Origin of the sequence: Tannerella sp. (assembly GCF_052170195.1) — a bacterium.
Taxonomy (GTDB): domain Bacteria; phylum Bacteroidota; class Bacteroidia; order Bacteroidales; family Tannerellaceae; genus Tannerella.
Genome location: NZ_JBQNAZ010000061.1, coordinates 1 through 11,600 on the forward strand (window position 1 = coordinate 1; position 11,600 = coordinate 11,600).

At 45.7% G+C, this 11,600-nt stretch carries 9 protein-coding genes and 1 pseudogene; 4 read left to right on the forward strand and 6 right to left on the reverse strand.

Going from position 1 to position 11,600, the window contains the following annotated elements:
- Positions 1-125: 125 nt before the first annotated feature.
- A pseudogene (locus ACTTKA_RS11290) lies at positions 126-440 on the forward strand (Fic family protein); the annotation flags it as partial.
- A gap of 300 nt (positions 441-740) precedes the next feature.
- Here ACTTKA_RS11290 and ACTTKA_RS11295 read toward each other — a convergent pair.
- The 3 genes from ACTTKA_RS11295 to bglX all read right to left on the reverse strand — a co-directional run bounded on the left by ACTTKA_RS11295 (position 741) and on the right by bglX (position 6,097).
- Positions 741-1,931: a 6-bladed beta-propeller gene (locus ACTTKA_RS11295; protein ID WP_442725106.1), complete on the reverse strand. Its 1,191-nt coding sequence runs from the start codon at positions 1,929-1,931 to the stop codon at positions 741-743.
- Positions 1,932-2,109: 178 nt separating this feature from the next.
- Entirely contained in the window at positions 2,110-3,786 is a 1,677-nt protein-coding gene (locus ACTTKA_RS11300; RefSeq protein ID WP_442725107.1) for a tetratricopeptide repeat protein, read from the reverse strand.
- Between the two features lie 37 nt (positions 3,787-3,823).
- The gene (bglX, locus tag ACTTKA_RS11305; RefSeq protein WP_442725108.1) at positions 3,824-6,097 is read right to left on the reverse strand and encodes a beta-glucosidase BglX; all 2,274 of its coding nucleotides are present in this window, start codon (positions 6,095-6,097) and stop codon (positions 3,824-3,826) included.
- Between the two features lie 176 nt (positions 6,098-6,273).
- Between bglX and ACTTKA_RS11310 the strand changes: the two genes are divergently transcribed.
- Positions 6,274-6,861 (forward strand): class I SAM-dependent methyltransferase, encoded by a 588-nt coding sequence (locus tag ACTTKA_RS11310; RefSeq protein ID WP_442714829.1) that lies wholly within the window; start codon positions 6,274-6,276, stop codon positions 6,859-6,861.
- Between the two features lie 78 nt (positions 6,862-6,939).
- Here the strand turns inward: ACTTKA_RS11310 and ACTTKA_RS11315 are convergent, their stop codons facing one another.
- Positions 6,940-7,626 carry an OmpA family protein gene (locus ACTTKA_RS11315; RefSeq protein ID WP_442714828.1) on the reverse strand — a complete coding sequence of 229 codons (687 nt, stop codon included), beginning with the start codon at positions 7,624-7,626 and terminating at the stop codon, positions 6,940-6,942.
- A gap of 186 nt (positions 7,627-7,812) precedes the next feature.
- Between ACTTKA_RS11315 and ACTTKA_RS11320 the strand changes: the two genes are divergently transcribed.
- Both ACTTKA_RS11320 and ACTTKA_RS11325 read left to right on the forward strand, forming a co-directional pair.
- Positions 7,813-8,142, forward strand: a complete 330-nt coding sequence (locus ACTTKA_RS11320) for a transposase (protein WP_442714827.1) — start codon at positions 7,813-7,815, stop codon at positions 8,140-8,142.
- Positions 8,129-8,971 carry an IS3 family transposase gene (locus ACTTKA_RS11325; RefSeq protein WP_442725109.1) on the forward strand — a complete coding sequence of 281 codons (843 nt, stop codon included), beginning with the start codon at positions 8,129-8,131 and terminating at the stop codon, positions 8,969-8,971. Before ACTTKA_RS11320 ends, ACTTKA_RS11325 begins: the two co-directional genes overlap by 14 nt.
- A gap of 154 nt (positions 8,972-9,125) precedes the next feature.
- Here the strand turns inward: ACTTKA_RS11325 and ACTTKA_RS11330 are convergent, their stop codons facing one another.
- Together ACTTKA_RS11330 and ACTTKA_RS11335 are read right to left on the reverse strand one after the other, a co-directional pair.
- Positions 9,126-10,967 carry a UvrD-helicase domain-containing protein gene (locus ACTTKA_RS11330; protein WP_442725110.1) on the reverse strand — a complete coding sequence of 614 codons (1,842 nt, stop codon included), beginning with the start codon at positions 10,965-10,967 and terminating at the stop codon, positions 9,126-9,128.
- 3 nt (positions 10,968-10,970) lie between these two features.
- Positions 10,971-11,516, reverse strand: coding sequence for a hypothetical protein (locus ACTTKA_RS11335; RefSeq protein ID WP_442725111.1), 546 nt, complete (start codon positions 11,514-11,516; stop codon positions 10,971-10,973).
- Positions 11,517-11,600: the final 84 nt, after the last annotated feature.

Here is an 11,600-nt window from a genome sequence, read left to right on the forward strand (position 1 = left end):
TGATGTTATTTTTATTGAATCACAATATGTTAAGCAAATATTAAGGAGCGACTAAATAACAATTAATGGAACAAGGCATATGGCAAGAGATAGAAGCAATGCACTAAAAGTTCACGAAACTTGGTATCAGTGAAGCGGTGGACTATGAAAATTACTACCTCTATTCCCTTATTATCCACTCTACCGCCATTGAGGGCTCTACACTAACAGGAGTAGAAGCTCAGTTGCTGTTTGATGAAAGTGTGGTGACTAGTGGCAAACCATTCGTGTATCATTTAATGAATGAGGATTTGAAGAATGCCTACGAACGGGCTAAAGAAGAAGCAAGGCATCAAACACCCATTACCTCTTGTTTCCTGCAAACACTAAACGCAACCTTGATGCGTCCTACCGGGAGCGTTCATAATGTAACATTGCTGTCCGATAAAAGTTATTTTCGAAAGAAAGACTGTCTCTTTTATCGGACAGCATTGATAGCCAAACCGATTTTCACCCATTATTATTGCATAAGCTAATCATAAACAATCACTTAAAGACTGAGCAATTCAACAAAGCAGCGTTTTAAAGTCGTTTTTCTTACATCAATCGCAAGGAAGAAATTTTATCAAAAAGCAATGATAAACAATAGCTAAAGGGGCTATCTTACTTTTTGGACAGCCCCTTTTTCGATAGATAGACTGGTCTGTTTTTTTTGAAGAAATTCTCTTCAATCCATCTTTCAAATGTGAGGAGGTAGGAGGCTACTTCTTTAGTTTCGCATAAAAGATATAGTTGTTATCGTTCTCACGAATATTGTTGCGAAGTTCCTGTAAACGTTTACGTTCTTTTTCACTTAACGATGTGTTGTTTTTAAGCTGCGCATCCAGCTTGTCGATTAAATCGCCCGGATCCACATTCCACACATAATATCCGTTATAAAATACAGGCCATTCCAGATGTATATCGCCTAAATAGTCGTTGTGTATTTTGTAGAATGCGCCTTTCAGCGTATGCTTATCGACGATAAATTTGGCAGGATACTCGGTCGTCGATGTCGTTTCGGTCAGTTTCTTCTCAATGGTGATATCTCCGATAAAATGATTGAGAAGTTCCCCATAGCTGTGAATCTTCCAGGGTCTCCCTTTGAAGTCGAGCGTAAACTTCGGGTCGAGGCGATTCGCGGCCGTGTTGTAATAATACACAGTGTCCGGACGTTGCTCAAAAAATGTAAATAACGAACAATCGTAAGCTCCGGCATTTCGGTCTGACAGCACTTCGTTGCTGTAATCGGGCTGTACGGCCAAATGACCGGCAGGAATACTGTCGATCATGTTGCCGGCAAAATCCTGCGTCCATGCCACGGCAGGAGCGCCGGCGAAGGGCAACATGAAAACCGAGATTTTAGACGCGCCGGCATCAACAAAGATTTTGCCTTTCGGCACACGGTATCTCAACGGGATAGGGTCGAGCGGTTCACCCTGCAAGTTAAAACGTAATACCTTGTCGCTTTGCCACGGGAGGAGGAATATCTGCCCGCTCTGCTCGTCCAGCCATTCGTCATACACATTCTGATACTCGTTCGGCCCCTGTCCGAATGCTCCGATCGCGGTGATAAACTTGCCGCTTTTGTCGAACAGTTTGAACGGATTGTTACGGTTGTTACGCACCAAAATATAACGTTCGCTCACGAATGTTGCTCCACCGCCTACCAACGCTTCGTCACGGTTATCAAGCTTGACCAGCTGTAACTCTTCCGCAAAGAGGCTCAGCGGCAGATCGACCGTATCTTTGAGCTTCGTCAGATCGCACGAAATCACTTCGGAATCGCCTACTTTCACTTTTTCAGCGACCACATCCATGTCATTCAATCCGGTTGCTTTTTCGTTTTTGCATCCCGGTAACATCATTCCGCCACATAGCAGAAAAGTCATAAGAAAATGTTTCTTGTCCATACTTTCATTGTTTTTAATGTTATAGTTTCAATCGGTACGACAAAAATAGCTTGAACAGGCGGTGCGGCGAAATTTTCAGGCGGACAATACGTGATGCTTATTTGATACTATTTTGTTGAATAGTTGTTGTTTATAAAATATGGCGTCTGAAATAAGGCGGACAATTATGTTGTGACCTTTACTGATCTTGCAGGAATGTATCGAGATCGATATGTTTTTCGGTGATTTTGAACTTGTCGGTTTTCAGGCGATATTTTCGTTTGGTGACAGCTGATTTTGTTATGCAATAAATGTCGGACAAATCTTGCAGATTGACCCTCATCTTCACGAAACAGCAGAAATAAAGATCGTCGTCGGTTAACGACGGGTATTGCGTTTTAAGCTGCTCGATAAATCCGGGATAGACTTCGTTGACACTTCGCGTAAGCTCGGCCCAATCGGTTTCTTTCATCCTAATTTTGTTACTACCGGTATCGGGTAGTGTTTCGTGTTGTTCGCCTGCGTTTTCTTCATCGATATGTAACGACGGTATGCGGTGGAAGAAGTGGATGCGTCGGAACAGCGATTCTCGCAGCAGTGCTTCTTTTTCTCGTAGCGCACTGATTTCCTGTTGCTGTTTAAGCAACACGTTTTGATGTTCTAACTCTCTGGTTTTGGTTTGCAGGCGAAGCGCTTGCCGGTTTTTCTTCTGTCGCCAGAAAACGAAAAACAAGCTAACGGAAACCGAAAATACAATCAGAAGGACGACTAACAGTAGAATATCTTTTTCTTTCTGTTCTATTTTGAGCCGGTTGTTCTCATTCTTCAGCCGTTCGCTTTCATACCGGCGCTCAAGGGCTGTCATACGGATGTTCGATTCCAGATGACGCGTAGTTTCCTGTTTCTTCCGCAGGGAACCGAAGGCTTTGTCATGCAGTCCCTGCTTTTCATACCAGTCGCACAAAAAGCCATAGGCGATATCGGCCACGACATGATCCTTTCCCTGAAGGGCCAGTTCGAGATAGTATCGGGCCGAGTCGGGCTGGTTTTGCTTGTCAAACAGCATGGCTTGTGACAGGTTGCGTGTCGGAATCTCTTCGCGATTCACCCGCAAGGCATGTTCCTGCTTCTTGTATTGCAGGGCTTCTTTAAAATCGTTCCAGCCGGCACACAGATCGCTTAGCCTGCTGAGAACGAGGCTTTGCTGATCGGGAGCATGGTTTTTCCCGGCCAGAGCCAACGCTTCCCGACACAGATTAAGGGCTTCTTCAATTGCATGATCGTATTTATAAGCCTGTGCCAGATCCAATAATACATAAACTTTTGCCTTGGCATTCGTTTCTCCGTCAAGAAGGCCGAGTACCGTCCGGTAATTCTTTACAGCTGCTTTTGTACGACCAAGATATAAGTTCGCATAACCGGACATACGTTGAACGCGGATGCGTTTGTTGTGGCTCACTTCCGGAGGAATGACGTTCTCGGCAGCGGCAAAGTAATGCAGCGCCGAGTCATACGCTGAGGTAGAGAAGAAAAACATCGCTTTGGTATACAGGGCATCGAACAGTGCGATAGAGTCGTTGGCCTCTCGATAATGGGCGATCGCAAGACTGACGAGCGAGTCGGAAGGAGGCCGGTTGCCTGTCATCAGCATGGTACGGGTAAGCAGCAACCCGTATTTCGCCTGATCGGGTCTCGTGAAATTTCTGCTGTTGCTGACGGCTTGCAGCTTTCTCAAGGCATCTGCGGGCAACGAGTCCGATAACATTCCCGCCTCATGCAGCAGTTGTTGGTCATGATATGCGTCTCCGCATGAAAAAAGGAGGAGCAGCATGATGACGGGAATGTATCGTATGACAAATGGATGTCTCAAACTCATGAAATCCGTTACACAGATTGCTAAAAAGTTCTCTGTTTTATTCAAGACTAAACCGAACCGTTTGGACGTCGGCGCTGTTGCGTCCGATCATCAGTTCAAACTCGCCCGGTTCGCACACATAGTCGAGGTCGGCGTTATAAAAGCGGAGATCGTCTGTTGTGACATCGAACGATACGGTCTTCGTTTCGCCGCGTTTCAGACTGATTCGCCGGAATCCTTTCAGTTCTTTGACCGGCCGCGAGACACTGCCTGCCACATCGCGGATATAGAGTTGTACTACCTCGTCGGCGTCGTATGTCCCCGTGTTCGTTACATCGACCTCAGCCGTGATTTTGCCGCCTTCGTGCAGCGTATGACGGTCGAGACGCACTTCACCGTATGAGAAAGTCGTGTACGAGAGTCCGTAGCCGAACGGGAAAAGCGGATCGTTGTCTACATCGAGGAAATTACTGCGGAATTTGGAGAACCATTGGCGTTCGGGACGTCCGGTGTTCAAATGATTGTAGTAGAGGGGGAGCTGTCCGGTGCTTTTAGGCATGGAGGTGACTAACCGTCCGCCCGGCACCCGGTCGCCGAACAGCACGTCGCAGATGGCGTCGCCTGCTTCGCTTCCTCCGAACCATACGTTAAGAATGGCCGGGATATGTTCGTTCTCCCACGTCATCACCGTGCTGCGACCCGAGAAATACACAAGTACGATCGGTTTCCCGGTCTTTTCTAAGGCGGCCAGCAGATCGCGCTGGGCGTCGGGCAAGGTGAGGTCGCTGCGGCTGCTGCATTCGCCGCTCATCCCCGACGATTCGCCTACGGCGGCCACGATCACATCGGCGCCGGCAGCTGCTTCGAGCGCCTCATGCAGAATTTCTTCCGCCGGACGCCCATCTCTTTCCGGGCCTCCGAAGGCTTTCGCATTTTTCTCCAGTCCGGCATCGTGCATCAGGTTCGACCCTTTGGCGTATACGACCTCCGCCTTCGTGCCTGCGGCATCTTTCATTGCCTCGTAGAGTGACTTGTATCCTTCGGGGCGGGCGGCGACGCTCCACGTTCCGGGCATATCGAAGCGACTGTCGGCCATCGGGCCTACCAGCGCGATACGTCCGCTGCGTCGAAGCGGTAATATTCCGCCGTCGTTTTTGAGCAGTACAAACGTTTGCGCTGCTATGCGACAGGCTTCGGCCCGATGCGCGGAGGTAAAGATTTCCTTTTCGGCCCGACGGGCATCCAGATAACGGTAAGGATCGTCGAACAGTCCCAGTCTGTACTTGGCCTCCAATATCCGCCGGCAGGCATGATCGATTGCTTCGAGTGTCACTTTCCCTTCGTTGAGCGATGCTTCGAGCGTACCGACAAATCCGTCGGAGACCATATCCATGTCTGTGCCGGCACGAAGTGCGAGTGCGGAGGCTTGTTTCAGATCGCCCATGCCGTGCTCGGTCATCTCCGCTATGGCCGTATAATCCGTCACGACAAAGCCTTTGAAGCCCCACATGTCGCGCAGCACATCGGTCAGCAGCCACTTGTTGCCTGTTGCGGGGATACCGTCGACGACGTTGAACGAAGTCATCACCGATCCAGCTCCGGCGTCGATGGCTGCCTTATACGGCGGGAAGTAATCGTTGAACATGGTGCGCCGGCTCATGTCGACCGTATTATAATCGCGTCCGGCTTCCGAGGCTCCGTAAAGAGCGAAGTGCTTCACGCATGCCATGAGGGTGTTTCCGGCAGATAAATCATGCCCCTGATACCCTTCGACCATTGCCCGGGCGATCTGTGCGCCCAGATACGGGTCTTCGCCGGCTCCTTCGGCCATCCGTCCCCAACGACCGTCACGACAGATATCGACCATCGGGCTGAACGTCCAGCAGATGCCGTCGGCCGAGGCCTCCACGGCCGCGATACGCGCCGACTGTTTCACGGCGTCCATGTCCCAGCTGCATGCTAACGCAAGAGGGATCGGGAAAACGGTTTCATAGCCGTGAATCACGTCCATCCCAAAGAGGAGCGGTATCTTTAAACGGCTTTTTTCTACGGCTATCTCCTGCAGGGCACGGATATTCGCAACGCCTTTCAGATTGAAGAGCCCACCGACCTCGCCCCGCGCAATCTTCGCCGCAATATCGCTGCTCTTAGCTTCACCCGTGACGATATTTCCCGAGACAGGCAGATTCAACTGACCGATCTTCTCCTGCAGCGTCATTCGGTTCATCAGTTCATCGACAAACCGGTCCATCTTCGAGGCTTCCTGGCCTGCAACCGCCGCCGATACGAACCAACACCCCGCTAACATAATACTCACAATATACTTCTTCATATACTCTGTTTATTTAAATGGATTAACGTAAATTCGACGTAAAATTAGTAAAACATTTCTTGTTTTGATGATTTCCCATGTAAATAGAATTTTTCAGGCTTTTCGTTTAGCAAGAATAATGGTTTACAAACGAAAGAATTCCTTTATCTTTGTCTTCTGAATTGTAAAAGATAAAGATGAAAATACGTGACAGCGGGATGCCCGACGAGAAGATGTGGGCTTCCTTCTTTGACCCGGAACGGATACTGAAAGAGATGGGGGTTACAGGTTCCGTTCGGACGGTTGTTGATCTGGGGAGTGGCTACGGGACGTTTACGCTGTCCGCAGCGAATTTGACCGGCGGAATCGTACATGCTTTCGACATGGAACCTGCAATGATGGCGCACTTGAAAGCACGGATAGAACAGTTAAGGCTGGATAACATTGTCTTGCATTGCCGCGATTTTATTGCCGAAGGAACCGGGTTGCCTGACGAGAGTATCAATTATGTGATGATGTTTAATGTGATGCATCATATCCGCCCCTTAGATCTGTTGAAAGAAGCTCGCCGCATATTACGCCCCTGCGGCTTGGTCGGCATCATTCATTGGCGAAGCGACATCGAAACGCCACGAGGCCCGCAACTCGATATTCGTCCGACACCTCACCAATGCAGGCAGTATGCCGAACAGGCCGGCTTCGATACAGTTGCCGAGAAGCTGTTGCCACCGTATCATTTCGGCCTTCTCGTTCAGAAACGTGATGGAGACACCTCTACAGAATAACACAACAGAGGCAACCTCTTAACCGTTTGATCGGTTGCGGGAGGTCGCCTCTTTCTGTTTCGTTATCCTTTCAAAGAATTATTCTCCGGCTTCTCGCTTTGCTTCCTTTACCATTTTCTCATTCGCACTGATCATGATTTCAACGCGGCGGTTCTGTGCACGTCCTCCGACAGTCGTATTATCGGCCACCGGCTGATGAATACCTTTGCCTTCGTACACCATTCGTTTCGTGCTGACTCCCTGCTCTACCAGATATTCGTATACGCTTTTTGCACGCCGTTCGGAAAGCGTCTGATTATAGTCCACCTTTCCCGTGTTATCCGTATGACCTACGATGCGGAGGTTAGTATCAAGATTTCTCTCCAGATTAGTGGCTAAGTTACGTAGTGCGGACTTCGAAGCTTCGCTAACAGTGCTTGAGTTCGTGGCAAACAGGATGCCTGAGTCGAATGTCACCTTCAAAGCGGGAGCTTGTCCTTCTTCCTCAACCACTTCCACTTTCGTTTCTTCGGGAAGAACTTCCTCCAGCTCCTTCTTCTGCTTGTCCATCTTTTTGCCGATGATGGCGCCTGCCGCACCTCCTACCGCCGCACCGATCACGGCGCCCAACGCCGTATTTCCGGCAATCTTACCGACTCCCGCACCGACTGCCGCACCACCGCCTACACCGATGGCCGTTCCTTTCGTCGTGTTGCTTGCCCCGCAACCGGAAAGCAATATCGCTGCGCTAAGCAGCATCATAATCCATAGATTCACTCTTTTCATCTTCTTTGCAAATAAATTAAATGTTTGTAATGTTCGTTTCTTTTTGCCTTTGTGTCTATATAACAATTTAAATACGCCGCAAGTTACGAAAAAGTTCATTTATCCGCAAAATAATTTCAAAGGGTGTCGTTTGGGAAAATCCAACCGACTATAATACTCCCCAAAAACTGGACAACAAGTTAAGATATGACGATGAAAGAAAAAACATTATCTTTAACAAAAAAACTTATGTCCACAACAAGAAGAAAATTCAGCAAAGAGTTCAAAGCGAAAGTCGTTTTAGAATCTTTAAAAGAGCGCGAAACATTAGAAAGTTTAGCCAAGAAGTATGAACTGTTGCCAACGCAGATTTCGGCATGGAAAGCTCAGGCACTTCAAAATTTCGGTCAAGTATTCAGTTCCGACAAACAGCCGCCAAAAGAAAAACCGATTGATATTGAAAAGCTTTATTCGCAAATCGGTCAATTGAAAGTTGAGAACGACTTTCTAAAAAAAAGTTGCAATGAGAAGTGCTGACGAAAGAAAAAAGATGGTCGATACCAATCACGAGACACTGTCTGTTAGCAGGCAGCTAAACTTGGTTTCCATTGCCAGCAGCAGTTTTTACTACGTCCCCAAAGGCGAAAGCGAAGAAAACTTGGCAATTCTTCGTTTACTCGACGAGCAGTATTTCAAGACACCCTTTTATGGAGTTTTACGGCTCACGGCGCTACTCGTCGGCTTGGGCTATAAAGTCAGCCACAAACGCGTGCGCCGATTGATGCAAATACTCGATTGGAAAACCATCTACAGGGAACCCAAAACAACAATAGGAAACAAAGCACACAAAAAGTATCCTTACTTGCTTCGAAACCTGAAGATAGAGCGATGCAATCAAGTTTGGGCAACCGACATCACCTTCATCCCGATGAAAACGGGTTTTATGTATCTGATGGCGGTAATAGACTTGCACAGTCGCTACGTGCTTCATTGGTCGCTTTCCAACTCAATGAGTGCAGAATGGTGTGCAGAAGTTTTGAAAGAAGCAATAAGCAAACATGGTAAGCCTGAAATTTTCAACACCGACCAAGGCTGCCAATTTACGAGCGATGCATTCATCAAAGTGCTAACCGACAACGAAATAAAGATTTCAATGGACGGCAAAGAGCGCGCTCTGGACAATGTTTTCATAGAACGTCTCTGGCGCAGCGTAAAATATGAGCACATCTATTTGAATGTTTACGAAGATGGTGTATCTCTGTGGAAAGGATTGAACAGATATTTTCGGTTTTATAACCAAGAGCGTCCACACCAATCCTTATCATACAAAACTCCTGCTAATTGCTATTATGCCAACGCGGCTTGAAAAATGAGAAAAAACTATCTTAACTTAAAGAAAAAACAGTTCAATTAAGTGGGAGTACTATACTTGTTGCAATGGCAAATCTCGGTACGAAATTCAAATAAAACACTGCAATGTCTAAAAGACGGATATCGAGTCGCCCCCAGCATGACTTTCACTAAAGCAACTCTATCTCCTGTTCCGTGAACCAACCTTTGTTCATTGCTTGATTTTTAACTTTATCAGGGTCGCTTGTATACATTACAACCGCAAGAGATTCTTTTGCACGTGTACAAGTTACATAAAACAGCCTTTGTGTCCTATCAATTGACGACTCTTCTCCAGCTTCGCTATGCTTAATATCTGTGGCCGTTGGCTCTTTTACACCAAATAACTTATCATAACTAAACATAAAGCCTTTTGCTTCAGAGTCGTCAATAATTACCATAACCCTATCAAACTCCAAACCTTTCACACCTTGATGCGTATCAAAGCGTGTACGCTGGTTCACATAATCATCATAGTTTCTGACCACATTGATTGGCATATCCATCACTTTAATCCATGCCTGTAAATCTTCCTCCTGCTCATCCGTGCTGTCTGCTGATGTAAGCTCACAGGCTTGTCTTATAATTTCAGGAACTGTCAATAGTTGAGAATCCCACACAGCTTTAACAACCTCACGGATAGAACAATTGTTATGGACTTTATTGGAGAGAGTTCCTGCTTCTTCTCTGCAACGCAAGTAGAGTTCGTATGGTTTTTCGGAACTTTGTTTGCTCAGCAATGGGGAGTATGACTTTAATATCTCAAGAGCAATCCCCCCATCCTCTTTCATCGAATCTGCTATAGGCAAAACCTCTTTTGTGAGAAACTCTAATTCAGGCACAGTACCTTGCAAAAGAGTCATCTTGTACTTGGTCACATTGGATAACGGCTCAAAAAAACCATCAAATCCCAATCGCCTTGCGGCCATCTTGTGCTCCAGTGTCAAAATTTTAACCTCGGCATTTACCTCTAACCATTTTGCATCGTTAGTGAGGTCATACATCGCCTTCATAACTGTTCTTTCAATCTCATCTTTGTTTACTTCACCGCGTTGTCGAACAACAAACAACCGAGCAAATCCCTCAATAGCATCTTCACGTGAGACCTGTTCTCCATGAATATCTATATCCTTGGCAATCGTATTAGCCAATGCAACAATTCGTTTGGCGCAGCGATAGTTCATCTGTTTAACAGGCTGTTCCCATCCTTGAGGGATAATGCTAACCATATTCTCCTTCCCATCAGTGTAGATTCGCTGTTTTTGATCGCCAAGAAGTCCGAGCGTAAACACATCCCCAAAATTCTCTTGGATTTTTAAGAAAGCATCCACAAGTTCCTTTTTTGTATCCTGACTTTCATCTATCAAAAGAATTGGGTATCGCTGTGCTATGATTTGCTGGAGCATCAAATTGTTCTCAATCATTTGAGCAGAAATCTTAATTACCTCTGCATGATTAAGCGCATTATATTCAGGATTATTTCCATTGGGATTATACACAAATTTTTCTATTGTCTCTACTTTTTTCAACCGTTCATTCTGGTACTTCATTTTATCAAAATTAGTACGATATGTTTTGGTCGTCTTATTCTTAGCAGCATCCAACTTTTCATTTATTATCCGTATCTCTTCTCGAATATATTGGCAATAAAGCTGCTTTATGTCGGCTTGGTAATATTTGATAACATCCCAGACAAAGCTATGAATAGTAGATATATGAAAAACTGGGCTATAATCTAAACAATTGATAATCTCATCTGTAGCTACATTCGTAAACGTAATTACAGCCACGTTCTTACCTTGCAACAACAAATTTGCACCAATACTGTCGCGTATTTTCTTTAATAGAAGTACCAAAGAATATGTCTTTCCAGAACCAGCACCAGCAAAGAGAAAAAAACTCTTGCGAGGTGTTGCTAGAATACATTTCTCTAGAGTCTCGTCAACCTGTGAATCAATATTATTATTTGGCATAATCTATTCATTTGAATCCAAACATTTTTTCAACCATTCCAAACCTTCTTGAATATAGGCTGGAGCATTCATTTCACAGAAATCCTCCTTATACAAGAGAGAGTTTGCAAAATCTGCTTTTTGGAAGCCTCCTTTACTTTCCAGTTTCTCAAAAATTGATTTCTGTAAATCCTCAGCAGAATGATTTTTCTGTAACAAGTTGGCGATCATAGTAATAGTACCCATCTTCTTTAGTCCATCTTGCCTGAACAGTTCTAAGTTGGAAAAGATCAAAGCGTCTTCAAACGTATAAGGACATATCTCTGTGTATTCGTCCTTTTCTTTAGTCCAATTTATTTTGATTGGAGTCTGAAAGGCGATTCTGACATTATCTACAGTCTTACTATTCCCATCAAGTGTAATAAGGTCATCAATCAGTTCCTTATCTGGCAACCAATTCCGTATCGACGGATTGCCTGTCTTATATCCTTTCCCTTGGGTCGTAATTACAGCCTTATACTTTGCTTTTCCTTCTTCTTCAACAGCTTCTGTAGCATCTATGTCTGTCACTATTAAAGTGGGAATTCCTATTTTATTTAGACTTTGTTGCAACGGTAGTCAAGAGGGTATTTTTCTTTTCTGCCGTTACGCAGT